Consider the following 26,276-nt stretch of genomic DNA (forward strand, 5'->3'; position numbering starts at 1 on the left):
GGTGACACCGTGGGTGGGGTAACCTCAGGTGCCAAACAAGCGTCGTCATCCACACCAACCCTATTCCGAAATGCTGTTCCAGGCGCCGTACAGCGTCGAGTGCAGCAGCTGCACGGTTTCGCCGGCGCGATAGACCACCAGTTGCTGTTCGGGGAGCAGGTAGAGCACCTGGCCGCGCTGGCCCATCAGGTAGGTGAACGGGCCCTGCAGCGCCTGGCCGGCGCGATCGAGGACGTTCTGGCGCAGGTGCTGGCCATAATGGTCTTTGAGCCGCTCGGCAGTGCCGACATCGAGCCCGAGGAACTCGCGCCACAGCGGGGCGGGGAGGAAGGGCGCTGCCGGCGTGCCGTTCTCGACCAGGTACTGGCCGATGCGGATCCAGTCGCGCGCCGCGGCGTAGATGCAGCAATAGGCGGAAACCGGGGCGCCCGCAGCCGGCTGGCGCCAGGCGGCGGACGCCGCGCCGGCCGGGCGCCAGAGCTTTTCGGCCAGCAGGTGTTCGAGGCCCTGTCCATAGACAGTTTCGAGCACCTCGCCGAGCAGCGCGGTGTTGACGTTCTGGTAGTTGAACTCGGACGCCGTCCTGGCGTCGGTGACGAGGCCGCCCTCGATGGCGCCGAGCCCGAGGAAATGCAGCCGCGCCAGCGGGCCGAACGGGTTGGCTGAGGTATCGACGGTTTTGTCGCCACTGACGGCGCCGGCTTTGCCCTCGCCATGGTCGAAGGCAATGCCGCTGCGCATCGCCAGCAGGGCGCGTAGCGTGACGCCGGCAAGGCCACGATCATCGGGCAGGAGCTCGCCCAAGGTCTGGTCGAGGCTCTGCAGCCGACCTTCGGCCAGCGCCTTGTAGATCAGCGCACCGACGAGGCTTTTGGCCATCGAGAACGAGTTGAAGCGGGTTTCGGCAGTGAGACCTGGCGCGTAGTGCTCGAGTTCGAGCCGTCCGGCGCGGGCGACGAGCAAGGCCTTGCCGCGCTTCTCGGTGAAGGCGGCCTCGAGGTCGGGTTGCAATGGACGGGTGCTGGCTGCTTCGGCGACGTGCAGATTACGCGGCGTTGCGGCGCCCTCGATGCTGGCGAAATGCCCGGGCGCCGGCCAGATGAGCGGCGGCACGCCCTCGGCGACCAGCTGCGGCAGGTAGGGGGCATAGGCCAAGGTGGCCGTCACCGCACCACCTAGCACCAGCACCAGCGCGATCAGCAGTTTGCGCAACGAAATCCCCCAAAACCCCTGGCGCAAATGGCTCGCAGGCATGGATGGCGGAAATGCGGCTGCCTCGCTTGACAGGGCCGGCCTCACGGCGTAATCAACAATTATGTTGATTAACAATCTTGTTGATTACGGAGAAGGTGAATGAACAAGCTCATCAGCACACACTGGATCAGCCTCGACGGTTTCATCGCCGGCCCGATGGGCGAGATGGACTGGATCCGCGGCGACGACCAGCTGTCGAGTTACGAGATCGGGCTGGTCAACGGCGCCAGCAGCCTGCTGCTCGGCAAGGGCACCTATCAGGATTTCGCGCAGTACTGGCCGGCTGTTCCCGCTAACCCCAATGCCGCGACGTGGGAGAAGACCTATGCCGAGCGGATCAATGCGCTGCACAAGGTGGTGATCTCGCACAACCTGCAGGCGGCGAAGTGGCCGACCTCGGAGCTGTGGCGGGAGCTCGATGCGGCCAAGGTCAATGCGTTCAAGGCGCGGGCGGGCGGTGATATCCTCACCTATGGCAGCGCCACCATCGTGCAGCAGCTGACCAATCTCGGCCTCGTCGATGAGTATCACTGGCTGATTCACCCGATCGTCCTCGGCAAGGGCCGGCGGTTGCTCGACAACCTGGAGCGGCGCTTCGATATCGAGCTGATCGACAGCGAACGCTTCGACAGCGGGGTGATGAAGCTGATCTATCGCCGGGCTCAGCCTGTTCACGAATGAACCAATCACCTGCGGTGTCATCCCTGCGAAAGCAGGGAGCCATCTATCGGCTGGCGCGGGCTGTGAGTTGGGTCCCTGCTTTCGCAGGGATGACACCCGGTGGGTAGGCCAGGCCGAGCTCAATCACAAAGTGCTGATGCGCTCTACAGCGGCTTTTCCGCCAAGCCGCGGAAGGCGTCGGGGACTGAGCGATCGAGCTCGAGCGTCGCCGAGGCATAGCCGATGGCTTCGCGGCCGAAGCGGATGCGGACGGCGTCCATGGCCCGATCGGCGCTAAGGCGCGAGGCGCCGCGCCGGGTGCCGGGGCGGCGGGCGTCGTCGGCGAGGTCGAGCGGCAGTTCGAGCTGCACCAGCGGATCGCGCTCGAGCTGGGCCACCGAGATGGCGAGCAGGGTGATGGTGCGCTCGTCGGGGTGATCGGCCTGGACGACCCGCACCAGGTCCTCGGCGATCTCGGCGAGGCTCACAGTGGCCGAAATCGGCTGGTCGATGGTGATCGAGCGGGTGACGGCGCGCAGGTCGCGGAAGCGGACACGCGCCGTGATGGTGTGGCCGTGCCAGGATTTCACCCTGAGCCGCGAGGCGATGCGATCGGCGAGGTGATGCAGGGTCGGCCGGTAGATCCGTTCGATGAACGGCTTTTTGCCGAGCGCCGACTGGGCCCCGGCGGAGCGGGCGCGCTGGTTGGTGACGATGCCGCGCGGGTCGCGGTTCCAAGCCAGCGCGCTGAGCTTTTCGCCGGCGGCATGGCCGAGGATATGCTGCACCCACTCGGTGCGCTGTTCGGCCAGCTGGCCGATGGTGAGGATGCCCTCGTCCTCGAGCTTGCCCTCGGTGACCGGGCCGACGCCCCACATCAGGCTCACCGGCAGCGGGTGCAGGAACTCGAGCTCGCGCACCGGATCGACCACCACGAGACCATCGGGCTTGGCCACCTGCGAGGCGATCTTGGCCAGATGCTTGGTGCGCGCCACGCCGACCGAGATGGGGAGGCCGAGCTCGGCCCGGACGCGGGCGCGAACCGTGCGGGCAATGGTTTCGGGGCTGCCGAACAGGTGCTCGCAGCCGGCGACATCGGCAAAGGCTTCGTCGATCGAGATGCGCTCGACCAGTGGGGTGTAGTCGTCGAGGATGCCGATCGCCGCGTCGCCCAGCCGCTGGTACTCCTCGAAATGGCCGCCGGTGAAGATCAGCTCGGGGCAGAGTTCCTTGGCCGCCCAGCCGGACATGCCGCCGTGCACGCCGAAGGCCTTGGCCTCGTAGGAGGCGGCCAGCACCACGCCGCCGCCGACGGCAATCGGCTTGCCGCGCAACTCCGGGTTCAGCAGCTGCTCGACCGAAGCGTAGAAGGCATCGAGATCGGCGTGGAGGATCGTGGCGGCGGGCTCCATCCGGGATTCTCCGTGGCGCAATGAGAACATAAAGCGAACGAAGCGTTGGGCTTGTCAAGCGGCTCGCCGGCGGCGGATGGTGCTGCGGGGGATCGGGAGGGCGCGATGCGGGCAATGGTCTATTCGGCATATGGCGGGGTGGAGCAGCTGCGGCTCGCCGAGGTGGCGCAGCCGGTTCCGAGGCCGGGCGAGGTGCTGATCCGGGTCAAGGCGGCGTCACTCAATTCATGGGATTGGGACCTCTTACGCGGCCAGCCGTTCCTCGCGCGGTTGGGCGGGTTGTGGCGGCCGCAGCACGCGATCCTCGGCGCCGACGTTGCCGGCATCGTCGAGGCGCTGGGCGAAGGGGTGAGTCGCCTCGCCGTTGGCGACAGGGTGTTCGGCGATCTCAGCGGGGCGAACTGGGGCGGGTTTGCCGAGTATGTCGCGGCGCCGGAAGCGGTGCTGGCCAGGATCCCCGACCCGGTGAGCTTCGAAGCCGCCGCAGCGACGCCGCAGGCGGGCCTGCTGGCGTGGCAAGGCGTGCGTTGGAAGGGCGAGGTGCGGGCCGGCGACCAGGTGCTGGTCAATGGCGGGGGTGGCGGCGCCGGAACGTTTGCGATCCAGCTGGCAAAGCGCGCCGGTGCTGACGTGACCGGCGTCGACCGGGCAGCGAAGCTCGAGCTGATGCGCAGGATGGGGGCGGAGCGGGTGATCGACTATCGCGCCGAGGACTTTGCGGCGGGCACAGAGCGGTATGACCTGATCATCGACATGGTGGCGTCGCGGCCGCTGGCGCAGTTCCGCCGCACGCTCACGCCTACCGGGCGGCTGGCGGTGGTGGGTGGCACGACACCGACCATCCTTGCCGTGGCAACGCTCGGGGCGATGAGCTCGAAGCCTGGCGGGCAGCAGCTCGGGCTGGTGCTGCACCAGCCGGATGCGGGGCAGCTGACGGAGCTCGGGGCGCTGATCGCGGCCGGCGCGGTGACGCCGGCGATCGACCGGGTCTATCCGCTGGCGGAGACGGCGGCGGCGTTTCAACGGATCGGCGCCGGGCAGGCGCTGGGGAAGCTGGTGGTGGTGCCGTGAGGGCGTGTGGGCCGTTGCGGAGCCTCTTGAGGCTCGAACCCAGCTAAGAACACCGGTGGGTGAGTTCGAGGCCAGCTACCCCCGCGCCAGCGCCAGCAGCCGTTCGTTCTCCTCCGGCACGTTCTCGGCCAACCGCGCCGCGGCGATGATCGGCAGCCAGGCGCGGACCTCGGTTTCGGTCAGCGCACCGGTAGCAAGGTAGCGTTCGAGGTAAGCGTCGGCCAACTCGTGGCCGGCGCCGTGGCGCATCAGGAGGTAGGAGCGGGCGACGTCGGCGGCGGGTGGGCCGGAGGTGGCGTCGGGCCAATCGACGATCATCGCGGCGCCGGGCGGCCCGATGATGTTGAAGGGGTGGAAATCGCCATGGCAGAGGCGGTTGCCCTCTGGCAGTTCCGCCAGCCGCTCCAGCAGGCTGGCGCGCAGTGCGGCCTCGAGGTCGACGCGGCCGAGGCGGTCGGCGAGGCGCGGCTTCAGCGGCGAAAGGCGAACTTCGGTGCGGGCATGGATAGCGAGGTGGAGCTGCACCATGGCCTCGAGCGCCGCGGGCAGCAGCGCCGGGTCGGCGGCGGCGAGGCTGGCCAGCGGCTGGCCCGGGGCGCGGTCCATGACGAGGCCCCAGCGGCCGGCATAGGGACCGGCTGCGTGTACCGCCGGGGTCGGCAGGCCATGATCGCCGACGATGGCGAGGATGGCGGCTTCGCCGAAGGCCACCGAGCGATTGGTAGGGTCGCGATAGAGCTTCACCACGTGGTCGCCGTAATGGAAGGCTTCCGCCATCTTGCCGGAGCCGAGCAGTGGGCCGATCTTCTGATCCATCAGCTGAGCGCCGCTTTGAGGGCGGTGGCGATGGTTTGCGTGCCGCGGGTAAGTTGCAGCACCTTGCCGGCCGACTTGGGCTCTTCGAGCAGCGCCACGGTGACGGCGGCGACATCCTCGCGCGGCACCGACTCCTCGTTGATCGCCTGCTGGCTCAGCAGCACCTTGCCGGTGCCGCCGCCATCGGTGAGTTCGCCCGGCTCGAGGATGGTCCAATCGAGGCTGGAGCTGGTGATGAACTTCGCCGCGGCGCGCTTCTGCTTGTAATAGTCCTTCATCTCGTCATCCATCGAGCGGATCGAAAGCCCGGTGCTGGCGCCGATGGCGGAGATCGACAGGTAGCGCTTCACCCCGGCATTCTCGGCGGCATGCACGGTGCGGCGGGTGCCGATGCGATCGAGTGCGCTGCTTTCGCCGGCGGCCGAGCCCGCGGCGAACACCACGGCGTCGGCGCCTTTCATGGTGGTGGTGAAATCGCTCAGCGGCGATTTGTCGAGATCGAGCACGATGGTCTCGGCGCCACGCTTCACCGTCTCGGCCATGTGCCTGGGGTTGCGGATGGTGGCGACCACCGAGTGGCCGGCTGCGACCAGCTTTTCGACAATCAGGATACCGGTGCGGCCACTGCCGCCAATGACGATGATGCGCATCTGGTTTCTCTTTGTCTTTCCGTGAGCGTGCAACAAAGCCCGGCTTGCGACAATGGCGCCCGGTCGCCAAAGTCAGGCCATGACGCTCCACACTCCATATGATGGCTCGGCGAAACTATTCCAGATCGGCATCCGCCCGCTCGAGCTGGGTGACTGGATCGAAGTGGACGAGCGGCTCGCGGCCGATCTCGCCGAAAAGGAGCGCGTGGCGGCAACCCACCCGGCGGCGGTGTTCCTGGCTGAGGCGGGGACTGAAGCGGCGCAGGCGGAGGTCCTGCAGCTGCTTGCAGACCATCTCGTCGAACGACATCCAAGCCTATACCGCCGGTCGGCCAGGGGGATCGAGGTCGTGCCGGCCAACCGGTGCGTCTCGCTCGATTCCGAAGTCGAGCCGCTGCGGCTGGCAGCCCAGCTGGTGCAGGAGGACCTGGTGCTGATGCGGCGGGACGCCGCCGGGTGGCGGCTGGTCGCCGCCTCGCTGTCGTTTCCCTCGTCGTGGTCGCTTCGGGATAAGTTCGGGCAACAGTTGCATGATGTGCATGGGCCGGTGCCAGGCTTCGGTCCCACTACGAGAAATGCCCAGCTGATGACCCGCATGTTCGATCACGCGCGGCCCGAAACGCCAATGGTCCGCTGGAACTGGTCGCTCTATGGCGACGACCGGCTGTACCACCCGGAAACCGCCGATCCTGGTGCGCTGCGCTTCGGGCCGGGGGAGCGGGCGCAGAGCGTGTTCCTCAGGGTCGAGCGGCAGACGCTGCGACGGTTGCCGCTCAGTGGCGACATGCTGTTCACCATCCGGATCCATGTCGATCCTCTCGCGGCGCTGGAAAAGCATCCGGACGCCGCGTCGATCGCCGCACCACTGATCGATCAACTGGAAGCGCTGACGCCCGAGCAGCTCGACTACAAGGGGCTGACGCTGGAGCGCGGGCGGCTGATCCGGCGGCTGCGGGAAATGCTCGGCCCGTAGCGTTCGGCCCGGCGGAACTCTACGGTAGCAGACGGTGCCGACAGCTGTCGGAGAACCAGGGAGACGATTCGATGACTGGGCGGCAGGTGGTGGTGCACCACGACGATCTGGGGGCGAGCTGGAGCGCCAACATGGCGTTCCTCGAGCTCTGCGAGCAGGGCGTGGTGACCTGCGGCTCGGTGATGGTGCCGTGTCCGTGGTTCCCGCATATGGCGCAGCTGGCGCGCGACAACCCCGAGCTCGATATCGGCGTGCACCTGACGCTGACATCAGAGTTCGACCGCTTCCGCTGGCGGCCGATGACCGGCACCGCCGATAACGGCATGTGCGACGCCGAAGGCTTCATGCCGCGCCGGGTGGCGGATACGCAGGGTGCCGACCTCGCGGCGGTGGAGGCCGAGCTCAGGGCGCAGATCGATGCGGCGCTCGCGGCCGGCATCGATGTCACGCATCTCGATGCGCATATGGGAACGGTCTGGCTGCCCGAGTTCGTCGAGCTCTACGAGCAGCTCGGCGCCTACTACTCGCTGCCGATCTTCCTGCCGGGGCCGCAGGATGCCTGGGTCGAACCGTCAGTGGCGCTCGACCGCGCCTGGGCGCAGGCGGCGGCGCGCGGCAATCCGTTGTTCGACGGCGTGGTGTCGACGCCGTTCGGCAATCTCAGCCCGACGGCGGCGGACTATCGCGGTATCCTCGACAGCGCCAAACCGGGGCTGAACTGGGGGGCCTTCCACTTCACCAAGCCGGGCGACATCGCAATGATCTCGGACGACGCACCGCTGCGGCTCGCCGAGTACGAGCTGTTCCGCTCGGGTGCGGTTGAGCGGATCTACGCCGAACTCGGGCTGGAACTGGTGGGGATGCGGGGGTTCCGCGAGCAGCTGCGGAGCCGGTAATCCGGCAGGGACCTCGCAAATGGTGGTGCACCGGGCTCGCAGTGGCCCTCCACCGCGTAGCGGGGGAGGGGGACCAGCGAAGCTGGTGGAGGGGGCGGCCACAAACACCGGCGCATCCTGCCGCCCCCTCCACCGCCTTCGGCGGTCCCCCTCCCCGTTTCACGGTGGAGGAGCACCGAGAGGCCGGTGATTCCGGAATGTCGAATCCTCCCACCGCGCTTCGACTAGCCTCGCAACAGGAGGTGCCTCAAATGAAGTTCGTGTGTCTCGTCTATATCGACAGCGTCGCTATCGGCGCACTGACCGAAGCCGAAGGCCGCCAGCTGGCCGACGATTCGATCGCCTTCGACTGGCGGCTGCGCGATAGCGGCAAGCTGATCCTGGCGCAGCCGCTCGAAGCGCCGCAGGCGGCGGTGACGGTGCGGCAGCGGGCGGAAAAATTCTCCAGCACCGACGGGCCGTTCGTCGAGGCCAAGGAGCACCTGGGCGGTTTCTTCCTGATCGAGGCCAAAGATATCGACGAGGCGATTGCCCTGGCCAAGACCAGCCCGATCATGCGGGTCGCAAGCATCGAAGTGCGGCCGGCGCTGGAGCAGTTGGATAGCGTGACCGGGCGCGGGCGTCCGGAGGTGGCGTAGGGGAGAGCCCGGCGCTACCGGCTCGGCGCCACGCTTGCCGCGCCGAACGGGCAGCCGGCGCATCGCCGGCCGCAATCGGCTCCGGCTAGACGCCGCAACCCGTCGCGCGGGGTGAGGTTCTCCGGCAGGCGTATCTCGCTTGCCAGTCGCAACGCCATCAGCGTCCGAATGAGCCACCAGCCGAGATCGATCTGCCCACGTTCGAGTCCGAGCCGTGCCGATTCCGGAAAGGCATGATGGTTGCCGTGGAAGGCCTCGCCGAAGGTGATGAGACCGACAGCCGGCAGGTTGTAGCCCTGCACTGCGACGCCATCGACCGCCCAGCCCTGGTGGCCGCGCCGATGCGCGAAATGGCCGACCAGCCAGTGGCCCGTGAGCGAAACCGCGACCCGCGCCGCGATCCCCCACACCACCCAACCCCAGCCGCCGAGGGCGAGGAACAGCAGCGCCCAGGGCAGTTGCTGCAGCATCCAGGTCCGCTCGAGAAACCGGTAGAAGCGGTCATTGGCCGTGCGCGGCTCGATGGTGAAGCGGGGCGGGTGGTCCAGCGCCACGACGCAGTGCATCTGCCACCAGGCATCGATGAGGAACCAGCGGCGATGGGCATAGAGCGGGTGGCAGTCGGTCTGCCGCTGCGCCCAGTCGCGAATGTCATGGGCGTAGATCATCCCGAACGGGCCGGCCATGCCGACCAGCGTCCCGAGATAGACCAGCACGTGTTCGATGACGATGTGGGTCTTGAACGAGCGGTGGATCAGCAGCCGGTGCATGCCCACAGAGTGGCCGGCGCAGATGGTGATTGCGGTGGTGACGAGGAACAGCAGCAGCGCGTCGAGGCTGAAGGTCAGCGGCGCGAACACCAGCGCGATGCCGGTCAGCGACAGGGTCCAGAGGGATTTTCCGGGAGCCCAGCGTACGGTTCCCGCCACAGGGTCGCTCAATGGCTCGGCATACATCCGGCGGGTCGACAGGGCATGCGTCGAATTGGTCATCGTCATGGCGCTTCAGCCTTGCGCGGTTGAGGTATTTAGGCGATGAACTAATTGCCGAAATGCTTAGCAGTGCCTATTTGATTAGGCAATAGGCTAATTACCTAAATGATGGACGGATGGACGAGACGATGCCAGATAAGGTCGACGCGGAGCTGTCCAGCGCCGTCGAGGAAGTGGTCAGTCCCGATGGCGCGTTTCAGCGCGTGTTCGAGGCCCTGGCTTCGGCGCCACGCCGGCGGATCCTCGCCTATCTGGCGCATACCTCGCTGACGGCGGGCGAGATCGCGGCGCGCTTCAACATGTCAAAACCCTCGATTTCGCAGCACCTCAGCGTGCTGGAGGTCGCCGGGCTGATCGCCAAAGAGCGCCGCGGCCAGTTCATCCATTACTCGCTGATCCCCAACAACCTGACCAACACGCTGACCGGCTTCGCTCAGGAAGTGTGCCCGGTGGGCCGGCCGCTGAAGCGCGAAAGCAAGGCGCTGGCAGAGCGCAAAGTTGCCGACGGGACCGACCGCTAAAGGGGAGGCCGGGTCCAGGCCAATGTCGCGGACATGACGGTATCTCTCCACACGCCCTATGACGGATCCTCAAAACTCTTCCAGATCGGCGTGAAGCCGCTTCCGCTTGCCGATTGGATCGAGGTCGACGACCGTCTGGCGGCAGATCTCGCCGAGAAGGAGCGGGTGAGCGCGGCGCACCCGGGGTCGGTGTTTGTTGCCGAGCCAGGAACGGAGCAAGCGCAGGCCGAGGTGCTGGCATTGCTGGCGGAGCACCTTGCGACGCAATTCCCCCAGCACTATCGGCGGATTGGTGACGGGGTCGAGATCATGCCCACCGGGAAGCGCGTGGCGCTTGGCGTGCCAGGCGAGGCGCAGCTGCGGATGGCGGCAAGCCTGGTGCAGGAAGATCTGGTGCTGATGCGGCGCGGCGAGGCGGGCTGGTGGCTCGCGGCCGCCTCGCTCTGCTTCCCCTCCTCATGGTCGCTCAGGGAGAAGTTCGGGCGGCCGTTGCATGAGGTGCACGGGCCCGTCCCCGGATTCGGTGCCGGGACACGGAATGCACAGCTGATCCAGCGCATGTTCGACAACGCGCGGCCCGAAGTGCCAATGATCCGCTGGAACTGGTCGCTCTATGGGGACGACCGGCTGCATCACCCCGAGACGGCAGATCCCGGCACACGGCGTTTCGGGACAGGCGAACGGCGGCAAGCGTCTTCCTGCGGGTAGAACGGCAGACTTTGCGGAAGCTGCCGGTGAGCGGCGATATCCTGTTCGCCATCCGCATCCATGTCGATCCGCTGGCGCGGCTGGAGCAGCACCCGGAGGCGGCAGGGATCGCCAGCTCGCTGGTCGCCCAACTCATGGCGCTCGGGGCTGCCGAGCTCGATTACAAGGGGCTGACCCTGGAGCGCGACCGGCTGGTGGAACGGCTGGGCGAGATCGCCGGCGCCTTGAAGCCGAAGGGCCCGGAGTGATCCCCCGGGCCCTCAGATAACCGCATAGCGGGTTGGAGCGAGCGCTTACGCCACGCCCGTCATGTGCGCCAAGACCGCCAGCAGCAGCAGGGCCACGATGTTGGTGATCTTGATCATCGGGTTCACCGCCGGGCCGGCGGTGTCCTTGTAGGGGTCGCCGACGGTGTCGCCGGTGACCGAGGCCTTGTGGGCATCAGAACCCTTGTAGTGCTTGACGCCGTGGCTGTCGGTGAAGCCGTCTTCAAAGCTCTTCTTGGCGTTGTCCCAGGCGCCGCCGCCGGCAGTCATCGAGATAGCGACGAACAGGCCCGTGACGATGACGCCCATCAGCATGGCGCCCAGCGCCGAGAAGGCGGCGGCGGTGCCGGCGATCCAGTAGATGGCGACGAACACGACGATGGGTGACAGCACCGGCAGCAGCGAGGGGACGATCATTTCCTTGATCGCGGCCTTGGTCAGCATGTCGACCGCCCTGCCGTAATCAGGCTTCTCGGTGCCGGCCATGATGCCCGGCCGCTCCTTGAACTGGCGGCGGACTTCCACCACCACCGACTGGGCGGCGCGGCCCACGGCGGTCATCGACATGCCGCCGAAGAGGAAGGGCAAGAGGCCACCGAACAGCAGGCCGACGACGACATAGGGGTCGGCGAGCGAGAAGGTGAGTGGCCCCAGGCCATAGAAGAATGAGCCTTCCGCGGCATTGGCCGAGAAGAACTGCAGGTCCTGGGTATAGGCGGCGAACAGCACCAGGGCGCCGAGGCCGGCCGAACCGATGGCATAGCCCTTGGTGACGGCCTTGGTGGTGTTGCCGACGGCGTCGAGCGCGTCGGTATTGTGACGCACTTCCTTGTCGAGGCCGGCCATTTCGGCAATGCCGCCGGCATTGTCGGTGACCGGGCCGAAGGCGTCGAGCGCGACGATCATGCCGGCCAGCGCCAGCATGGTGGTAACGGCGAAGGCGATGCCGAACAGGCCCGCGAGGTTATAGGTGACGATGATGCCGATGATGATCACCAGCGCCGGCAGGGCGGTCGATTCCAGCGAGACCGCGAGGCCCTGGATGACGTTGGTGCCATGGCCGGTCACCGATGCTTCGGCGATCGAGTTGACCGGGCGCTTGCCGGTGCCGGTGTAATATTCGGTGATGACGATGATGAGGCCAGTGATGACGAGGCCGGCAACGCCGCACCAGAACAGGTTCCACGGGGTGAACTGTTTGCCGCCTTCGAGGCCGAGCTGCACGTCGAGCCCGCCGAACACCCACATCAGGGTCGGCAGCAGCACGATGAGCGAGAGCACGCCCGTGGCGATGAGGCCCTTGTAGAGGGCGTTCATGATGTTGTTGGAGGCGCCGAGCTTGACGAAATAGGTGCCGATAATCGAGGTGACGACGCAGGCGCCACCAATGGCCAGCGGCAGCACCATGCCGGCGAGCTTGAACGCGTCGGGGAGGACGATCGCTGCCAGCACCATGGTGGCGACCGCGGTCACCACATAGGTTTCGAACAGGTCGGCGGCCATGCCGGCACAATCGCCGACATTGTCGCCGACGTTGTCGGCAATGGTGGCCGGGTTGCGCGGATCATCCTCGGGGATGCCGGCTTCGACCTTGCCCACCATGTCGCCGCCGACATCCGCACCCTTGGTGAAGATACCGCCGCCGAGACGGGCGAAGATCGAGATCAGCGAGGCGCCGAAGCCGAGCGCCACCAACGAGTCGATGACGATGCGGCTGGTCGGCGCGATGCCGAGGAACTGGGTGAGGACGATGAAGTAGAGGGTGACGCCGAGGAGGCCGAGTCCCGCGACCAGCAGCCCGGTGACGGCGCCCGATTTGAAGGCGAGGTCGAGGCCGCCGGCCAGCGACTTGGTCGCCGCCTGGGCGACGCGGACGTTGGCGCGGACCGAGACGTTCATGCCGATAAAGCCCGCGGCACCACTGAGGATGGCGCCGATGGCGAAGCCAATCGCGGCATAAATGCCGAGCAGGAAGAAGGCGAGGATCAGGATGACCACGCCGACAATCGCGATAGTGGTGTACTGGCGGCGGAGATAGGCGGAGGCGCCTTCACGCACTGCGGCGGAAATCTCCTGCATGCGGGCCGAACCCGCATCGGCCTTGAGCAGGCCCTGCGTCGTGACGACGCCGTATACGATGGAGAGCAGACCGCACACGACGATCGCCCATAGCAATAGAGTCATAACGAATGTTCCCTCGATGTGACGTCACCGGGGAACGCTCCGTAGTTGCAGCGGCGAACCGCTCCTCCTCGCCCCCCGACGATCGCGTGCGAAACTTGTGCCAAATCGCCGCAGGGGGCGCAATGGGGTAGGGGTGATGGGGTGGGCGGCGGAATTAATCGAGAACCCGGCGCGGGCTGACCCCCACCCCTGTCCCCTCCCCCTAAGAAGAATGGGGAGGGAGACCCTCACACGGACATCGAGGCTGCCGTCTCCCTCCCCATGTTTAGGGGGAGGGATCAAGGGTGGGGGTCAGCCCGCACCGGCTCAGCAGTCAGGCAGCAGTATAGCGGGCCGCAGGCTTCGACAGCGACAGATGCGGGCGGAGGGCCACCCGTCGTGCCGCCCAGTCGTCATAGGCAGAGACGGCTTCGAGCGAGGGGATGGTGACCAGTTCGCCGGCGTCGAAGCCTGCCAGCGCCGCATCGACCATGGCGTCGGCATCCATCACCGCTTCAGCGGGCAGGCCAGCGCCGCCGGAGATCATCGGGGTGCGGGTATAGCCGGGGAGCACCGCCTGCACCTGGACGCCCTGTGGCTTCACATCGAGATCGAGCGACAGACTGAGGTTCAGCACATAGGCTTTCGAGGCGGCATAGGCCGCGGCGGCGGGCGTGTCGATGAAGGCCATGGCCGAGGCGAGGTTGACGATGGCGCCGCTGCCGCGGGCGGCGAACACCTTGGCGGCGACGGCGGCGAGGCGGGTGAGGGCGACGACGTTGATGTTCAGCATGCTGCTGAGCTCGTCGAGATTGCCGGCGCTCAGCGGACCACCACCGATCAGCCCGGCGGAATTGATCAGCAGCGTGATGGCCGGATCGGCTTCGAGGCGTCGCTCGACGCGGGCGAGGCCCGCGGGTTCGCCGAGGTCGGCGACGATGCGCTCGACCTTGATGCCGTGCGTGCTGGCGAGGCTGGCGGCGAGCTGCTGCAGCTTTTCGGCATTGCGGCCGACCAGCACCAGGTCGTAGCCGCGCTTGGCGAGGCGGTCGGCGTAGATCTCGCCGATGCCCGATGAGGCTCCGGTGATGAGGGCGGTTTGTGCGGCCATGATCGATCTCCTGCAAATGGCGTGACGCCAGTTACATGATGATCATAATTTATCGTCGCAAGGGCGCAGGCTAAGAATCTTTGCCGGCGAGCAGGCCGTCGGCCGCGGCGCTCAGCAGGTCGGCGCTCAATGCGGGGTTGGTGACGGTGCGGGAGAGAGTGAGGGCGCCGACCATGGTGGCGTAGATGGCCATGGCGCGGGGCCGGGTGACGCCGGCGACCTCGACGATCAGGTCGAGATAGGCGGCGATGCCCACCTCGAAGGCGGCGCGCAGCTCCGGGCTGCCGCGCGCCGCGTCCTGCGACAATGCGGCGATGGCGCAGCCTGCCTCGATCGAGTCGCGATGTTCCGGCGAGAGGTAGAAGCGGACCATCGCGGCATAGGGATCGGCGGCGGCCAGCGCGTATTGGCGCAGGCGCTGGGTGGTCTCGGCAAACACCTGGGTCACCGCCTCGGCGGCGAGCGCATCCTTACTGGTAAAATTATTGTAGAAACCGCCATGCGTCAGCCCGGCGGCCTGCATCAGGTCGGCAACGCCGATACCGTCAAAGCCGTGCTTGCGGAACTGGGCCCCGGCAACCTCGACGACATGGGCACGGTTCTTCGTCGCCTGCTCGCGGGAGACTTTCATCGCACGCTCCGGTTTGATGCTGACCGGAATGTAAGAGTTCTAGCCCAGTTTGGCGAGGGCAGCGGCGAGAGCGTCAGGGTTGCCGGCGATGTACAGGGTCTTGAGCCGCGCCGTGTCGCCCGCGATCAGAGTGACCGCCGACTTCGGCACGCCGAGCGCCTTGGCCAGCAGCACCAGCACGGCGGCATTGGCCTTGCCCTTGTCCGGCACCGCTTTCACCCGCATCCGGAGCACGGTGGCGCCGTCGTCGCGGGTCTCGAAACCGTCGATGCGGTCGAGGCCGGCATTGGGGGTGACGCGAAGATGGAGCCGGATGCCGTCCGGCAGCAGCTCGAAAGCGGGCTTCACGAGCGCGGATAGAGGTCGGTGCGGAGCTTGACCATCAGCCGCTCGGGATGCTCGACCGCGGTGAAACCATAGCGCTCGTAGAGGCCATGTGCGTCGGCAGTTGCCAGCATGAAGCGGCGCAGGCCCTGCAGGTCGGGATGGGCGATGATGGCGTCCATCAGGCCCTTGCCGAGCCCGAGACCCTGCTGGCCGGGATCGATGAAGACGTCGGCCAGCCAGGCAAAGGTGGCGCGGTCGGTGACGACGCGGGCGAAGCCGACCTGCGCGCCATCGGGGGCATAGAGCCCGAAACTCAGGGCGTTGGCCACCGAACGGGCGACGACGTCACGCGGGACGGCGCCGGCCCAATAGCTCTGTTGGCTCAGGTAGCGATGCACATAGTCAAGGTCGATCCGCTTGGGATCGGTCGAGATCTCATAGCCCTGAGGCAGCATGGCGCGCCGTTCAGAGCGCGCCGACAGCGGCCCGGGCGGCGTAGAAGCCGATGAGGTTCTGCAGGAAGAAGATGATGACGAAGACGATCAGCGGCGACAGGTCGAGCCCGCCCATTGCCGGGATGACGCGGCGGATCGGCTTCAGGATCGGCTCGGTGATCTGGTTCAGCACGCGCCAGATCGAAGCGACGAACTGGTTGCGGGTGTTGATCACGTTGAAGCTGATCAGCCAGCTCATGATGATCATGATCAGGAAGATCCACCAGACGATGTTCAGAATGAAGCTCAGCGTCTGCAGAATGGCAAAGATCATCGGGTGGCCCTCGGGTTCGCCGCCCTATTTAGGGGGCGGAACGCCAGGCGGCAAGCGGGCGCGACGATTTTGCCTTTCAGCGCGGTGGGTTGGCGCTCAGTTGAGCGCCATGCCATCGAGGTGCCCGAGCTTGTCCGGGTTGCGCACGACATAGATGCCGGCAATCTTGCCGTCGACGATCTCGAGCGCGGTGGTCTGCAGCTCGCCATCCGCCTCGAGCGTGACGAAGCCGGGCAGCCCGTTGATGGTGGCGAAACGGACGAGTTGCGACGGCGCACTGGCAAACATCCGCGCCATCCGTTCCATCAACTTCATTACGGCATCGAAGCCGACGATCGGCACCGGGCCGGCCGGACGCTTGCCGCCGCCATCGGCGGTGACGGTGATATCGGCGGCGAGCATCGATTTGAGCATTGCCATATCGCCGGTCTGCGAGGCGGCAAAGAAGGCTTCGGCGAATTCGAGGCCGCGGCGCTGGTCGACGGCGAAGCGCGGCCGCGCCTCGTGCACATGCTGGCGGGCCCGCGCCGCCAGCTGCCGGCAGGCCGCCGGCTCGCGATCGATGGCGGTCGCCACCTCCTCGAACTCCATGCCGAACACATCATGCAGCAGGAAGGCAGCGCGCTCGAGCGGCGAGAGCCGCTCCAGCGCCAGGAGGAGGGGCAGGGTGACGTCCTCGGCGAGATCGGCCTCGCTGTCGACCACCGGGTCGGGGAGCCAGGGGCCGATATAGGTCTCGCGCTTGCGGCGGGAGGATTTCAGCACGTCGAGGCAGAGCCGGGTGACGACGCGCACGAGGAAGGCCTCGGCGTTGTCGACCTCGGAGCGGTCGGTGGTGTGCCAGCGCAGGAACGCGTCCTGCACCACATCCTCGGCATCGGCGACCGAGCCGAGCATGCGGTAGGCCACCCGGGTGAGGCGGGGCCGATGGGGTTCGAAACTGATGGCCGCATCGGCCCGCCCGGCATCCATGTTATGCCGCCACCTTGATGATCGCCGAACGCGGCGGGTTCACCCGGAAACCGGCATTGATACGGTTCCAGGTATTGATGTTGCCGATCAACAGGGTGAGGACGACCTGCTCGGCCTCGCTGAATTCGGCCGCCACCAGCTCATAGGCCGCATCGGCGGTATGATCGAGCCGGGTCAGCGCCTCGGTCCAGGCCAGAGCGGCGCGCTCGCGCGGGGTGAAATGCAGCGCCTCGCGCCAGGCATCGAGCAGGTAGATGCGCATTTCGGTTTCACCGTCCTGGCGGGCTTCCTGGCTGTGCATGACGAGGCACACGGCGCAGCCGTTGATCTGGCTGGCGCGGATCTTCACCAGATGCGCCAGGGTCGGCTCGAGGCCGACATCGGGCACGGCCTGGCTGTAGTCGATCAGCGGCTGAATCAGGTCCATCCGGGCGTAGGGGTTGATGCGCTTGGTCATCATTGTCTCCATGTCATTGTGATGCTCACGACAACAAGACGACCCAGCCCCCGGCCGGTGTGACATCGACCTCAGATTTTTTGGCTGGCGCGGCTTGGACGCCAGGTGAAGAGGCGGAACACGTAGACGCCGACGACGGCGATCAGCACCACCCAGGTCAGCGGGTCGAGCCAGCTTTCGACCAGGTGGTAGTGCTCGTGCAAGAGGTACCCGGCGCCGACCAGCACGCTGTTCCAGATCAGCATGCCGATGGCCGAGAACAGCGCGAAGGTCGGAAAGTTCATCTTCGCCAGCCCGGCGGGGACCGAGATCAGGGTGCGAAGGATCGGGAACAGCCGGCCGACGAGGACGATCGGCTTGCCCCAGCGATCGAAGATGCGGGCGGCATAATCGATCTCGTCGGCATTGAAGGCGAACCAGCGGCCGATGTGGTCGGCCAGCCATTTCACCCGTTCGAGACCGAACAACCGGCCAACGAAGTACCAGGGCAGCATGCCGATCAGCGAGCCGAGGGTGGCGGCGAGGATCACGCCGAAGACATTGAGCTGGCCCTGGCCCGCGGCAAAGCCGGCGAACGGCACGATCAGTTCGGAGGGGATCGGCGGGAACACCGCCTCGAGCAGCATCAGCAGGGCGATCCCGACATAGCCGAGGTCGGTGATGATCTGGGTGATCCAGGTGGCCATGGTGCTCCAGTCGCAGTGTTCGGTCAGAAATCCCGCTTACCAAAGAAAGCGGTAATGTCGAAGCAGATCACCTGCTTCTTGCGCCCTTTGACGATGGTCAGCAGGTCATAGGCCTTGTTGCCTTTGGTGATGAGCGCCTGGTCGGTGCGCTTCCAGCCGGGGCGGTTGGCCGCTAGCCACTGGTACTCGGAGCGGACGCCCTCGAGTTCGCCCTTGGCGCCGGTGATGCGGAAGCTTTCGGCGGCCTTGGCAACCGGGCAGTTGATCGGCTTCAGCCGAACCTTGGCCTCAGCCGACGAAGCCGAGGCCAGTGCTGCAACAAGGGCAATCGACGCGAGTAATGCCGTCCGCTTCAACATGTCGGGTCCCCCAAAATCCTCGGGAAACCTGTAGCATGTTGTAATGACGGAACAATACGGACGGCCGGGGTGCGGCCGCCCTATTGGATCAGCTGGCCTTGGCGGCGCGCATCATGCGCTTGCGATCGTTGGGGTCGAGCCAGATCTTGCGCAGGCGGATGGATTTGGGCGTCACTTCGACATACTCGTCGTCGGCGATATAGCCGAGCGACTGCTCGAGGGTGAGCTTCTTGGGCGGCGTGAGGCGAACCGCTTCATCCTTCGAAGTCGTGCGGATGTTGGTCAGCTGCTTGCCCTTCAGCGCATTCACCTCGAGGTCGTTCTCGCGGGCGTGCTCGCCGATGATCATGCCCTCGTAGATGTCGACGCCGGCATCGATCATGATCGGGCCGCGCTCCTCGAGGTTCCACAGCGCATAGGTCACAGCCTGGCCGGTGCCGTTGGAGATCAGCACACCGGTGCGACGGCCCGGCAGGGCGCCCTTGAACGGCTGATACTCGTGGAACAGCCGGTTGAAGATGGCGGTGCCGCGGGTATCGGACAAGAGCTCGGGCTGGTAGCCGATCAGCGAGCGGGTCGGCACGTAGAAGCGGAGGCGCTGGCGGCCGACGCCCGAGGGGCGCATGTCGACCAGGTCGCCCTTGCGCTCGGTCAGCTTCTGCACCACGACGCCGCTATGCTCGTCATCGACGTCGATGATCACTTCTTCGATCGGCTCGAGCTTCTGACCGTTCTCCTCGCGGATGACGACGCGCGGGCGGCCGATGGTGAGCTCAAAACCCTCGCGGCGCATGTTTTCGATCAGCACGGCGAGCTGCAATTCACCGCGTCCGGCGACTTCGAACGAGTCGTTGTCATCGCCTTCGGTGATCTTGATCGCGACGTTGCCTTCGGCTTCACGCAGGAGGCGCTCGCGGATGACGCGCGACTGCACCTTGTCGCCTTCGCGGCCGGCCAGCGGGCCGTCATTGATGCGGAAGGTGACCGACAGGGTCGGCGGATCGATCGGTTTGGACGGCAGCGGCACGGTCACCGCCGGGTTAACCAGCGTATCGGCGACGGTCGAGGTTTCGAGCCCGGCAATGGCGACGATGTCGCCGGCTTCGGCGATATCGATCGGGGTGCGTTCGAGGCCGCGGAAGGCCAGCACCTTCGAAACGCGGCCCTTCTCGACGATCTTGCCGTCGCGGCCGAGCGAGTGGATCGGGTCACCGGCCTTGACCGTACCGGAGGTGATGCGCCCGGTGAGGATGCGGCCGAGGAACGGGTTGCGCTCGATGGTGGTGACCAGCATGCGGAACGGGCCCTCTTCCACCTTCGGCGCGGGCACGTATTCGAGCACTTTGTCGAGCAGCGGGGCCAGCGAGTCCTTGGGGCCTTCCGGCTTTTCGGACATCCAGCCGAGCTTGGCGGCGCCGTAGAGCACCGGGAAATCGAGCTGCTCCGGGGTCGCGTCAAGCGCGATGAACAGATCGAAAATCTCTTCGAGCACCTCGAGGTGGCGTTCGTCGGGGCGGTCGATCTTGTTGATCGCAACGATCGGGCGGAGGCCCTGGGCAAGCGCCTTGCCGAGCACGAACTTGGTCTGCGGCATCGGGCCTTCGGCGGCGTCGACCAGGATCACCACGCCATCGACCATCGACAGGATGCGCTCGACTTCGCCGCCGAAGTCGGCGTGGCCGGGGGTGTCGACGATGTTGATGCGGGTGTCCTTCCAGACCAGCGAAGTCACCTTCGCCAGAATGGTGATGCCGCGCTCGCGCTCGAGGTCATTGCTGTCCATGGCGCGTTCTTCGACGCGCTGGTTCTCGCGGAACGAACCGGACTGCTTGAGCAGGACGTCGATCATGGTGGTCTTGCCATGGTCAACGTGAGCAATGATTGCGATGTTACGCAAAGACATGAGGGGCGGCCGATCGGATGTTCAGGAGATTAGTCGCGCCCCATATCGGACAAGGGTCACATTCTCAAGACAATTCGCCGAATAGCTGGTTTGCGACCCAGTGGCCGGGGTGAGGGCACTCCCCGGTTACCCAGCGCTGTTGCGCCCGGAAAGCACCCTCGCATGCACGACGAACGGACTGCCGTCAGATCGACGCAGTTGCTATTTTTTCAGCGATCGCGGCTTGTCGCCCGACTGGTAGAGGCCGAGGCCAAAGCCATCCGGATCCAGAAAGTCGGCGCTCCAGCCGCCGGGCGCCTCGCTGACCGGAGTGACGATGGTGACGCCGTGGGCGACCAGTGCGGCCACCACATCGTCGATGCCGCCTTCGGCGAGATCGAAGATCAGCGCCGGCGAGCTGCCGCGCGAGCCTTCCATTTGAAAGAAGATGATGTCGAGGCCCTGATCGAGCGAACCCTGCAGCCAATAGGGCTCGGCGCCCTCCATGCGAGTGAGTTCGATGCCGAGCGTCTCGTTGTAGAAGCGCTCGGTGCGGGCGATGTCGGCGACATAGTAGACGATGCTGGCGCGGTGCGGTTTGGGGATCATGGGTTCAGCTCCTGATGAGTGGTTACATCAATGGTTGCCGCCATCAGGCGGAATGTGAGCAAGGCGCCAAAATATTCCTGGCAGCTTAGCGCGGCGCCCGCCGCACGATGAACAGGTGCCCATCCGGATCGTGCGAGGCGAAGACGCCGCCCTCGCGCAGCAGCGCCGGCAGCAGCGCGTCGCGGATGCGGCCATAGGCGAGGTTGAGGCCAAGGCCGGGCGTGCCCTCGGGCAGCGCCAGACCGGCGGCGCGCAGCCGCTTGCCGAGGGTGGAGATGCGTTGGCGCAGCGTCACGTCGTCGAGCCGCAGCAGGTAGGCGATCTCGCGACGGTCGTGGCCGCTGAGCGCCAGGGCGGCGACCGATTTCAGCGCCGGCGGCAAGCTCGCCAGCAGGGCGCTGATCGGGGTCTCGTCGGCGACCGGCTGCGGGTGGCGCGCCGCCTGCCAGGCGCTGTCGCGGAGCCGACTGCGTGTCGCCCCACGCGCTGCCATCCTGACCTTGTTGCGCATCACCCCGACCAGCCAGCGCCGATGCTCGGGTCGGGTGAAATCGGCGCGGTCGACGCGGATCGCCTCGATCAGCGCATCCTGCAGCAGATCATCGGCGTCGGCGGGCACGCGGCTGCAGCGGCGGGCGAGAGCGAGAAGCTGGTCATAGGCCGCTTGTCGCATCGGCTGGCGTCAGGAGACGCGGCGGAGCTTGGGCCGCTGCTGGCTTTCCTCGGCCAGCATTTCGGCGACGGCCTGGGCGCCGATCGGCGGCGAGAACAGGAAGCCCTGCACTTCGTTGCAGCCCTGGTCGCGCACGGCGGCGAGCTGTTCCTCGGTCTCGATGCCTTCGGCCGTGGTCGACATGCCCAGCGACTGGCCGAGCCCGATCACCGCCTTGATGATGGCGAGGCTGTCACCCTTCGACTTCAGGTCGCGCATGAATGAGCGGTCGATCTTGATCTTGTCGAAGGGGAAGCTGCGCAGGTAGCTCAGCGAGGAATAGCCGGTGCCGAAATCATCCATCGAGATGCGGACGCCCAGTGCCCTGAGCTTGTGCAGCGTCTTGAGGGTGGGCTCGTTGTCCGAGAGCAGCAGCGACTCGGTGATCTCGAGCTCGAGCCGGGTCGGCGGCAGGCCGGTGTCGCGCAAAGCCGCCTCGACCGTCTCGTAGAGCCGCTTGTTCTTGAACTGCACCGGCGAGAGGTTGACCGCGACGCGGACCCCCAGCGGCCAGGTCGCAGCGGTGCGGCAGGCCTCCCGCAGCACCCACTCGCCGATCTGGACGATGAGTCCGGTTTCCTCGGCGATAGGGATGAACTCGGTGGGCGAGATGGTACCGCGATCGGCCGTATCCCAGCGCAGCAGCGCCTCGAGGCAGGTGATGCGGTTCTCTTTCAGCCCGACCAGCGGCTGGAACACCAGGCGCAACTCGCCCTTGGCGAGCGCCAGGCGGAGACCGGCTTCGATGGTGCGGCGCTTCTGGATCGCCGCATCCATGCCGGATTCGAAGAAGTGGTAGGTCGAGCGCCCTTCGTTCTTGGCCTTGTAGAGCGCCAGGTCGGCGTTCTTCATCAGGATTTCGGAAGTTTCGCCATCCTGCGGCGCCATGGCGATGCCGACCGAGGTGCCGATCACCAGCTGGTGGCCATCGATGGTGAACGGGTTGGCCATCGCCTTGACGATGCGCTCGGCGATCGCGGCGGCTTCCGCTGGATTGTCGACGCCGCGCAAGAGGAGCGCGAACTCGTCGCCGCCGAGGCGAGCGAGCAGGTCGTTCTCGCGCGTGGCGCCCCACAGGCGTGCCGAAACCTGCTGCAGCAGCTTGTCGCCGAGCGAGTGGCCGAGCGTATCGTTGACTGCCTTGAAGTGGTCGAGGTCGATGCAGAGCACCGCGATATGCTCGCCGCGGGCGAGGCCCGGCTCGGCCGCTGCCATTTCCTCGAGGAACTGTACGCGGTTGGGCAACTGGGTCAGCGCGTCGTGGCGGGCAAGATGGCGGATCCGCTCTTCCTGCTGGCGCTGCTCAGTGATGTCCTCGTGCGTAGTGACCCAGCCGCCATCCTTCATCGGATGGTGCTGCATCATGATGGTGCGGCCGTTGAGCTCGTGGATGTTCTTGCCGTACTCGCCGCGCGAGATCACCTCGCGGCGCCAGCGGATATAGTCCTCGCGGTTGGCGCCGGCCTGCATGCCCTCGTCGAACAGGTGGCCGAGAATGTCGTCGAGCTGCGTGCCTGGCTTCAACAGGTGCTCGGGCAGGTTGTAGATGCGCTGGTAGGGCTGGTTGCAGATCACCAGGCGACCCTTGGGGTCGTACATGCAGAGGCCCTGGCTGATGTTGTTGACCGCTGCGTCGAGCCGGATGTTCTGGCGCTCGAGTTCGCGCTTGCGCTTCTGGATGATCTCGGAGGAGGCGATCTCCTCGGTGACATCCTCGTGGGTGACGACCCAGCCGAGGCCGGGAGAATAGGCATGCGCCGTCTCCAGCCAGCGATCGCCGGCAACGCGTTCGCGCACCTTGGAGCGGGCGCCGCCGCGATTGGCGAGGAGTTCGGCTTTGTAGGTCCTGAGGAACTCTTCGGGCGACTGGTCCGGGTGGTTGCCCATCTCGGACGACAGCTTCACCACCGCTTCGAGCGTCATGCCCTTGCGGACGCGGCGGGCCGAGAAGCCGTAAATGTCGAGATAATGCTGGTTGAACATCACCAGCTTGAACTGCGCCGACCAGACGCAGAAGCCGTAGGGGACCGACTGCAGCGCCGCGTCGAGCAGCAACGCGTCGGCGGCCTTACGATCGGAATCGGCAGCTAGCGCCTTCACTTCTGATCAGGCCCCTCAAATCCCCACAATCCAGCGCGGAACGCTAGCGAAGGGCAGTTAAGATGGTTTTAAGCCCGACCGCAGCTATTCGAGCCCGACCTTCAGCATCTCGATCTCGGCCTTCAGCTTCTGGATCTCGAGTTCGTAGAGCCTGGCGCAGTTGAGCCGGGTCGGCGCCTCGCCGAGCGGAATGATGACGCGGGCATAGGCGACGGCGCTCTGGCGCGTGTCACCGTTATCGATGCCGTAGTTGGAATCGTTGTCGTAGGCGCTGGAGAGGTCGCCACCGGCCACGCCGAGGTCGAGATAGCCGCCCGAGGAGTTGATCGACTGGCTGCAGCGCACCCCTTCGGCGGTGGTGATCGAGTCCTCGCCGCCGGGACCGACAGGCGGGGGCGGCAGCATCAGCCCGTCAGCTGCCGCGGCCGGCCATACGGCCAACATAGAGACCGCACACACGCGGCAGAATCGGGCCATCGAGCGAGGCAGGCTGGATGCAGAGAGCAATCTTCCTCTCCTTTACTTTGGGGTCGATATCGAAGGTGAAGATGATCTGGCGCGAGATGCCCGGGCCCATGGTGATCCTGGGGTAGTTGACCTTCGCGCCAGTGGCCGGGGTCTGGTAGTCGGGTTGCATCGGAATGACGTCGAAGGTCATCTTCTGTTTGTAGGGATTGCCGACCACCAGCCGGAAGGCCTTGCGGTCGGATGGGGTGACGCCGGTCTTTTCCAGCGGGCTGAGCGATTGCGCGGCGGCCGGAGCCGCGAGCCCCAGCCCGAGCAGCAGGGCGAGCAGCGGGACGAGGTGGGCGACCTTCAGGGATGACATGTGACGACGGTCCTCGTGCGGTAGTGGCCGGCCGGAAAACCGGCGGTGTTGGTGACGCGGTTCTGCATCACGATGGTGACGGTGACGATGCCGAGCAGGCCGGTGGGGAAGCTGCTGGCACTGGCGGTGTACGGCTGGGTCTTAATCGGGACCAGATTGAGCACGCCAGCGGTGTAGGCAACTTCGGGCGTGCTGGTGCCGAAGCTATAGCCGGCGGGCTGCTGCACCAAAGTCGGGGCGCCGATATCGATGGTGACGCCGCTGAGCAGCGGCAGAATCGTCGTGAGCGTCGCGGCGCTGCCGGTGCCCAGTTGCGAGCCCAGTTGCGTATTGTTGCCGACGGCCATGCCGAGCGCGCCGTTATTGGTGATCGACAAGGTGCAGGCCAGCGCCGGCAATGGCGCCAGCGCCGCCGCAAGCGATGCGAGCAGCCTCAGAACTCTGCCGTGGGCGTGCATGTGACGGTGGTCTTGGTTTGGTAAGTCCCGAGCGGGAAGCCGTTGGCGGTGTTGGTGATCCGGTTGTTGACGTTGAGGATGGCCGCCAGCAGTGTCGTGGCGGGCTTGCTGGTGCCGACATTGGTGAAGGCCTGGGTGACGCCGCTGAGCGTGCCGACGCCCTGGTAGGAGACCTGAAGCACCTCGCTTGCCGCATTGTAGCCGCCAGCCTGGGCGGTCCGGGTTGGCGCGCTGACATTGATGAAATTGCTGCCGGTGGCGCGAATGGTGACCGTACCGGCGGTGCCGTAGGGCGTCGACGAGGTCAGGATGGTGCCGCCGCTGGTGAGATCGATGCCAAGGGCGCCATTGGTGTGCCCCTCGATCGAGCAACTGGTGAGCACGTCGCCATCGAAGAACACGTCCTCAGCGACGGCCGGTACGGCGAAGGGCAGGATCGCCAGGACGCTCAACACAAGTACACGCATGGAAATACTCCTGATACGCATTGGTACATGCGGATCAGTGTCAGTATCTTATGGTTAACGAGTACTAAATTCCGAACTGATTAGGCGTTAGTGCGCAAATCAGTACAGTCGCGACGCGCGCAAGGCGAAGGAATGCTTGTGCCGATACCGCGCACAAACGCGCATGCGCATACGTGGCGGGTGAGAGGCCGGACGCCTGGAGGCGAACTGCCGTTGGGGTAACACTCAGGCGCCGGCGCGGGCTGACCCCCACCCTCGATCCCTCCCCCTAAGAAGGGGGCGGGAGACGCTCACAGGAAAGCCAGCGTTTTGGTCTCCCTCCCCATGTTTAGGGGGAGGGGACAGGGGCGGGGGTCAGCTCGCACCGGGTCTGCGGCTCAGCGGCTCAGGCCCGCTTCACCATCAGGTAGTCGCTGAACTGATACGGCCCCATCTGCACCGGCACGTGCTGTTCGACCGCAAAGCCCTGTGCGCGGTAGAAGGCGATGGCGGCGGCGTTGCCGTCGTTGACGTAAAGCGCGACGGGCAATTCGGCACCGAAATGCGCGCGGGCGGTAGCGATCAGCGCCTTGCCGAGCCCCAGCCCGCGGGTTTCGGCGAGCAAATAGAGCTTCTTGATCCAGACCAGGCCATCGGCGCGATAGGCCGAGGCGAAACCGACGTCGCGGCCGTCATGGGTGACGAGCCAGTACTGGTGGCCGCGCTCGGCGATATCGGCCTCGAGCGTCTCGAGCGCATAGATCTCGGCGAGCATGCCGGGGATGCGGTCGGCCGGCAGGATGCCGGCAAAGGCCTCGGGCCAGATGCGATAAGCGAGCGCCGCGACCCGCGGCAGGGCATCGGCGGCGATCGGGAAAATCAGCGACGTGGACATGCCTCGTTGTGGCG

At 66.2% G+C, this 26,276-nt stretch carries 32 protein-coding genes; 8 read left to right on the plus strand and 24 right to left on the minus strand.

From position 1 onward, the window contains the following. Positions 1–60: 60 nt before the first annotated feature. Entirely contained in the window at positions 61–1,212 is a 1,152-nt protein-coding gene (locus ASC68_RS03395) for a serine hydrolase (RefSeq protein WP_055874732.1), read from the minus strand. A gap of 141 nt (positions 1,213–1,353) precedes the next feature. Between ASC68_RS03395 and ASC68_RS03400 the strand changes: the two genes are divergently transcribed. Then, entirely contained in the window at positions 1,354–1,935 is a 582-nt protein-coding gene (locus ASC68_RS03400) for a dihydrofolate reductase family protein (RefSeq protein ID WP_055874735.1), read from the plus strand. A 143-nt stretch (positions 1,936–2,078) separates the two neighbouring features. Here the strand turns inward: ASC68_RS03400 and dinB are convergent, their stop codons facing one another. Then, positions 2,079–3,326 (minus strand): DNA polymerase IV, encoded by a 1,248-nt coding sequence (gene dinB, locus ASC68_RS03405; protein ID WP_055874738.1) that lies wholly within the window; start codon positions 3,324–3,326, stop codon positions 2,079–2,081. A 105-nt stretch (positions 3,327–3,431) separates the two neighbouring features. Here dinB and ASC68_RS03410 point away from each other — a divergent pair, with 105 nt between their 5' ends. After that, complete coding sequence (locus tag ASC68_RS03410) at positions 3,432–4,397, plus strand: NAD(P)-dependent alcohol dehydrogenase (RefSeq protein ID WP_055874741.1); 966 nt, start codon at positions 3,432–3,434, stop codon at positions 4,395–4,397. A gap of 75 nt (positions 4,398–4,472) precedes the next feature. Here ASC68_RS03410 and ASC68_RS03415 read toward each other — a convergent pair whose 3' ends face one another. Together ASC68_RS03415 and ASC68_RS03420 are read right to left on the minus strand one after the other, a co-directional pair. Continuing rightward, a complete protein-coding gene (locus ASC68_RS03415) occupies positions 4,473–5,213 on the minus strand; it encodes an aminoglycoside phosphotransferase family protein (protein ID WP_055874744.1) in 741 nt (246 codons plus the stop codon). Next, positions 5,213–5,863, minus strand: coding sequence for an NAD(P)-binding oxidoreductase (locus tag ASC68_RS03420; protein ID WP_055874747.1), 651 nt, complete (start codon positions 5,861–5,863; stop codon positions 5,213–5,215). The genes ASC68_RS03415 and ASC68_RS03420 overlap by 1 nt, the downstream gene beginning before the upstream one ends. A gap of 79 nt (positions 5,864–5,942) precedes the next feature. Here ASC68_RS03420 and ASC68_RS03425 point away from each other — a divergent pair, with 79 nt between their 5' ends. From ASC68_RS03425 to ASC68_RS03435, 3 genes are all read left to right on the plus strand, one after another. Further along, the gene (locus ASC68_RS03425) at positions 5,943–6,836 is read left to right on the plus strand and encodes a DUF3445 domain-containing protein (RefSeq protein WP_082527855.1); all 894 of its coding nucleotides are present in this window, start codon (positions 5,943–5,945) and stop codon (positions 6,834–6,836) included. A gap of 71 nt (positions 6,837–6,907) precedes the next feature. After that, the gene (locus ASC68_RS03430; RefSeq protein ID WP_055874752.1) at positions 6,908–7,732 is read left to right on the plus strand and encodes a polysaccharide deacetylase family protein; all 825 of its coding nucleotides are present in this window, start codon (positions 6,908–6,910) and stop codon (positions 7,730–7,732) included. A gap of 251 nt (positions 7,733–7,983) precedes the next feature. Continuing rightward, a complete protein-coding gene (locus ASC68_RS03435) occupies positions 7,984–8,370 on the plus strand; it encodes a YciI family protein (RefSeq protein WP_055874755.1) in 387 nt (128 codons plus the stop codon). 14 nt (positions 8,371–8,384) lie between these two features. Here the strand turns inward: ASC68_RS03435 and ASC68_RS03440 are convergent, their stop codons facing one another. Beyond that, positions 8,385–9,368 carry an acyl-CoA desaturase gene (locus ASC68_RS03440; RefSeq protein WP_248310484.1) on the minus strand — a complete coding sequence of 328 codons (984 nt, stop codon included), beginning with the start codon at positions 9,366–9,368 and terminating at the stop codon, positions 8,385–8,387. Positions 9,369–9,490: 122 nt separating this feature from the next. Between ASC68_RS03440 and ASC68_RS03445 the strand changes: the two genes are divergently transcribed. Genes ASC68_RS03445 through ASC68_RS29420 form a run of 3 tightly spaced genes read left to right on the plus strand, consistent with a single transcriptional unit; the run spans position 9,491 to position 10,839 of the window. Continuing rightward, entirely contained in the window at positions 9,491–9,883 is a 393-nt protein-coding gene (locus tag ASC68_RS03445; protein ID WP_055875967.1) for a metalloregulator ArsR/SmtB family transcription factor, read from the plus strand. A gap of 33 nt (positions 9,884–9,916) precedes the next feature. Further along, on the plus strand, positions 9,917–10,591 hold the full coding sequence (locus ASC68_RS03450) for a DUF3445 domain-containing protein (protein ID WP_349236235.1): 675 nt from the start codon (positions 9,917–9,919) through the stop codon (positions 10,589–10,591). Between the two features lie 11 nt (positions 10,592–10,602). Beyond that, positions 10,603–10,839, plus strand: coding sequence for a hypothetical protein (locus ASC68_RS29420; protein ID WP_349236236.1), 237 nt, complete (start codon positions 10,603–10,605; stop codon positions 10,837–10,839). 45 nt (positions 10,840–10,884) lie between these two features. On the opposite strand, the gene ASC68_RS03455 is transcribed toward ASC68_RS29420, so the two are convergent. The 19 genes from ASC68_RS03455 to ASC68_RS03545 form a co-directional block, all read right to left on the minus strand. Beyond that, complete coding sequence (locus tag ASC68_RS03455; RefSeq protein WP_055874758.1) at positions 10,885–13,041, minus strand: sodium-translocating pyrophosphatase; 2,157 nt, start codon at positions 13,039–13,041, stop codon at positions 10,885–10,887. A gap of 313 nt (positions 13,042–13,354) precedes the next feature. Next, a complete protein-coding gene (locus tag ASC68_RS03460) occupies positions 13,355–14,131 on the minus strand; it encodes an SDR family NAD(P)-dependent oxidoreductase (protein WP_055874761.1) in 777 nt (258 codons plus the stop codon). A 70-nt stretch (positions 14,132–14,201) separates the two neighbouring features. Then, complete coding sequence (locus tag ASC68_RS03465) at positions 14,202–14,762, minus strand: TetR/AcrR family transcriptional regulator (protein WP_055874764.1); 561 nt, start codon at positions 14,760–14,762, stop codon at positions 14,202–14,204. A 39-nt stretch (positions 14,763–14,801) separates the two neighbouring features. Then, positions 14,802–15,110, minus strand: coding sequence for a DUF167 family protein (locus ASC68_RS03470; protein ID WP_055874766.1), 309 nt, complete (start codon positions 15,108–15,110; stop codon positions 14,802–14,804). After that, positions 15,107–15,544, minus strand: coding sequence for a GNAT family N-acetyltransferase (locus tag ASC68_RS03475; protein WP_055874770.1), 438 nt, complete (start codon positions 15,542–15,544; stop codon positions 15,107–15,109). Before ASC68_RS03475 ends, ASC68_RS03470 begins: the two co-directional genes overlap by 4 nt. A 10-nt stretch (positions 15,545–15,554) precedes the next feature. Beyond that, positions 15,555–15,854, minus strand: a complete 300-nt coding sequence (locus ASC68_RS03480; protein WP_197421075.1) for a YggT family protein — start codon at positions 15,852–15,854, stop codon at positions 15,555–15,557. 99 nt (positions 15,855–15,953) lie between these two features. Next, complete coding sequence (locus ASC68_RS03485) at positions 15,954–16,829, minus strand: sigma-70 family RNA polymerase sigma factor (protein ID WP_055874775.1); 876 nt, start codon at positions 16,827–16,829, stop codon at positions 15,954–15,956. Position 16,830: 1 nt separating this feature from the next. Then, the gene (locus ASC68_RS03490) at positions 16,831–17,286 is read right to left on the minus strand and encodes a carboxymuconolactone decarboxylase family protein (protein ID WP_055874778.1); all 456 of its coding nucleotides are present in this window, start codon (positions 17,284–17,286) and stop codon (positions 16,831–16,833) included. A 71-nt stretch (positions 17,287–17,357) separates the two neighbouring features. Next, the gene (locus ASC68_RS03495; protein WP_055874781.1) at positions 17,358–17,972 is read right to left on the minus strand and encodes a DedA family protein; all 615 of its coding nucleotides are present in this window, start codon (positions 17,970–17,972) and stop codon (positions 17,358–17,360) included. Between the two features lie 23 nt (positions 17,973–17,995). Then, positions 17,996–18,331, minus strand: a complete 336-nt coding sequence (locus ASC68_RS03500; protein ID WP_055874784.1) for a hypothetical protein — start codon at positions 18,329–18,331, stop codon at positions 17,996–17,998. Positions 18,332–18,419: 88 nt separating this feature from the next. After that, positions 18,420–20,234 carry a translational GTPase TypA gene (gene typA / locus ASC68_RS03505; protein WP_055874787.1) on the minus strand — a complete coding sequence of 605 codons (1,815 nt, stop codon included), beginning with the start codon at positions 20,232–20,234 and terminating at the stop codon, positions 18,420–18,422. Positions 20,235–20,435: 201 nt separating this feature from the next. Beyond that, the gene (locus ASC68_RS03510) at positions 20,436–20,822 is read right to left on the minus strand and encodes a VOC family protein (protein ID WP_055874791.1); all 387 of its coding nucleotides are present in this window, start codon (positions 20,820–20,822) and stop codon (positions 20,436–20,438) included. 85 nt (positions 20,823–20,907) lie between these two features. After that, on the minus strand, positions 20,908–21,495 hold the full coding sequence (locus tag ASC68_RS03515) for a sigma factor (RefSeq protein ID WP_055874795.1): 588 nt from the start codon (positions 21,493–21,495) through the stop codon (positions 20,908–20,910). A gap of 9 nt (positions 21,496–21,504) precedes the next feature. Beyond that, positions 21,505–23,634, minus strand: a complete 2,130-nt coding sequence (locus tag ASC68_RS03520) for an EAL domain-containing protein (RefSeq protein WP_055874798.1) — start codon at positions 23,632–23,634, stop codon at positions 21,505–21,507. 84 nt (positions 23,635–23,718) lie between these two features. Further along, positions 23,719–24,039, minus strand: a complete 321-nt coding sequence (locus ASC68_RS03525) for a hypothetical protein (protein ID WP_156384460.1) — start codon at positions 24,037–24,039, stop codon at positions 23,719–23,721. 7 nt (positions 24,040–24,046) lie between these two features. Beyond that, the gene (locus tag ASC68_RS03530) at positions 24,047–24,463 is read right to left on the minus strand and encodes a hypothetical protein (RefSeq protein ID WP_055874804.1); all 417 of its coding nucleotides are present in this window, start codon (positions 24,461–24,463) and stop codon (positions 24,047–24,049) included. Next, positions 24,451–24,921 (minus strand): hypothetical protein, encoded by a 471-nt coding sequence (locus ASC68_RS03535; RefSeq protein WP_156384459.1) that lies wholly within the window; start codon positions 24,919–24,921, stop codon positions 24,451–24,453. The genes ASC68_RS03530 and ASC68_RS03535 overlap by 13 nt, the downstream gene beginning before the upstream one ends. After that, positions 24,897–25,388 carry a hypothetical protein gene (locus ASC68_RS03540; RefSeq protein ID WP_055874810.1) on the minus strand — a complete coding sequence of 164 codons (492 nt, stop codon included), beginning with the start codon at positions 25,386–25,388 and terminating at the stop codon, positions 24,897–24,899. Before ASC68_RS03540 ends, ASC68_RS03535 begins: the two co-directional genes overlap by 25 nt. 385 nt (positions 25,389–25,773) lie before the next feature. Then, positions 25,774–26,262, minus strand: a complete 489-nt coding sequence (locus tag ASC68_RS03545; RefSeq protein WP_055874813.1) for a GNAT family N-acetyltransferase — start codon at positions 26,260–26,262, stop codon at positions 25,774–25,776. Between the last annotated feature and the right edge of the window lie 14 nt (positions 26,263–26,276).

The organism is Devosia sp. Root105, assembly GCF_001424865.1.
GTDB lineage: Bacteria > Pseudomonadota > Alphaproteobacteria > Rhizobiales > Devosiaceae > Devosia_A.

Coding starts and splice junctions, on each gene's coding strand:
- ASC68_RS03400 (WP_055874735.1), top strand. CDS start 1,354: ATGAACAAGCTCATCAGCACACACTGGATCAGCCTCGACGGTTTCATC.
- dinB (WP_055874738.1), bottom strand. CDS start 3,326: ATGGAGCCCGCCGCCACGATCCTCCACGCCGATCTCGATGCCTTCTAC.
- ASC68_RS03410 (WP_055874741.1), top strand. CDS start 3,432: ATGCGGGCAATGGTCTATTCGGCATATGGCGGGGTGGAGCAGCTGCGG.
- ASC68_RS03415 (WP_055874744.1), bottom strand. CDS start 5,213: ATGGATCAGAAGATCGGCCCACTGCTCGGCTCCGGCAAGATGGCGGAA.
- ASC68_RS03420 (WP_055874747.1), bottom strand. CDS start 5,863: ATGCGCATCATCGTCATTGGCGGCAGTGGCCGCACCGGTATCCTGATT.
- ASC68_RS03425 (WP_082527855.1), top strand. CDS start 5,943: ATGACGCTCCACACTCCATATGATGGCTCGGCGAAACTATTCCAGATC.
- ASC68_RS03430 (WP_055874752.1), top strand. CDS start 6,908: ATGACTGGGCGGCAGGTGGTGGTGCACCACGACGATCTGGGGGCGAGC.
- ASC68_RS03435 (WP_055874755.1), top strand. CDS start 7,984: ATGAAGTTCGTGTGTCTCGTCTATATCGACAGCGTCGCTATCGGCGCA.
- ASC68_RS03440 (WP_248310484.1), bottom strand. CDS start 9,368: ATGACGATGACCAATTCGACGCATGCCCTGTCGACCCGCCGGATGTAT.
- ASC68_RS03445 (WP_055875967.1), top strand. CDS start 9,491: ATGCCAGATAAGGTCGACGCGGAGCTGTCCAGCGCCGTCGAGGAAGTG.
- ASC68_RS03450 (WP_349236235.1), top strand. CDS start 9,917: ATGACGGTATCTCTCCACACGCCCTATGACGGATCCTCAAAACTCTTC.
- ASC68_RS03455 (WP_055874758.1), bottom strand. CDS start 13,041: ATGACTCTATTGCTATGGGCGATCGTCGTGTGCGGTCTGCTCTCCATC.
- ASC68_RS03460 (WP_055874761.1), bottom strand. CDS start 14,131: ATGGCCGCACAAACCGCCCTCATCACCGGAGCCTCATCGGGCATCGGC.
- ASC68_RS03465 (WP_055874764.1), bottom strand. CDS start 14,762: ATGAAAGTCTCCCGCGAGCAGGCGACGAAGAACCGTGCCCATGTCGTC.
- ASC68_RS03475 (WP_055874770.1), bottom strand. CDS start 15,544: ATGCTGCCTCAGGGCTATGAGATCTCGACCGATCCCAAGCGGATCGAC.
- ASC68_RS03485 (WP_055874775.1), bottom strand. CDS start 16,829: ATGGATGCCGGGCGGGCCGATGCGGCCATCAGTTTCGAACCCCATCGG.
- ASC68_RS03490 (WP_055874778.1), bottom strand. CDS start 17,286: ATGACCAAGCGCATCAACCCCTACGCCCGGATGGACCTGATTCAGCCG.
- ASC68_RS03495 (WP_055874781.1), bottom strand. CDS start 17,972: ATGGCCACCTGGATCACCCAGATCATCACCGACCTCGGCTATGTCGGG.
- ASC68_RS03500 (WP_055874784.1), bottom strand. CDS start 18,331: ATGTTGAAGCGGACGGCATTACTCGCGTCGATTGCCCTTGTTGCAGCA.
- typA (WP_055874787.1), bottom strand. CDS start 20,234: ATGTCTTTGCGTAACATCGCAATCATTGCTCACGTTGACCATGGCAAG.
- ASC68_RS03510 (WP_055874791.1), bottom strand. CDS start 20,822: ATGATCCCCAAACCGCACCGCGCCAGCATCGTCTACTATGTCGCCGAC.
- ASC68_RS03515 (WP_055874795.1), bottom strand. CDS start 21,495: ATGCGACAAGCGGCCTATGACCAGCTTCTCGCTCTCGCCCGCCGCTGC.
- ASC68_RS03525 (WP_156384460.1), bottom strand. CDS start 24,039: ATGCTGCCGCCCCCGCCTGTCGGTCCCGGCGGCGAGGACTCGATCACC.
- ASC68_RS03530 (WP_055874804.1), bottom strand. CDS start 24,463: ATGTCATCCCTGAAGGTCGCCCACCTCGTCCCGCTGCTCGCCCTGCTG.
- ASC68_RS03535 (WP_156384459.1), bottom strand. CDS start 24,921: ATGCACGCCCACGGCAGAGTTCTGAGGCTGCTCGCATCGCTTGCGGCG.
- ASC68_RS03540 (WP_055874810.1), bottom strand. CDS start 25,388: ATGCGTGTACTTGTGTTGAGCGTCCTGGCGATCCTGCCCTTCGCCGTA.
- ASC68_RS03545 (WP_055874813.1), bottom strand. CDS start 26,262: ATGTCCACGTCGCTGATTTTCCCGATCGCCGCCGATGCCCTGCCGCGG.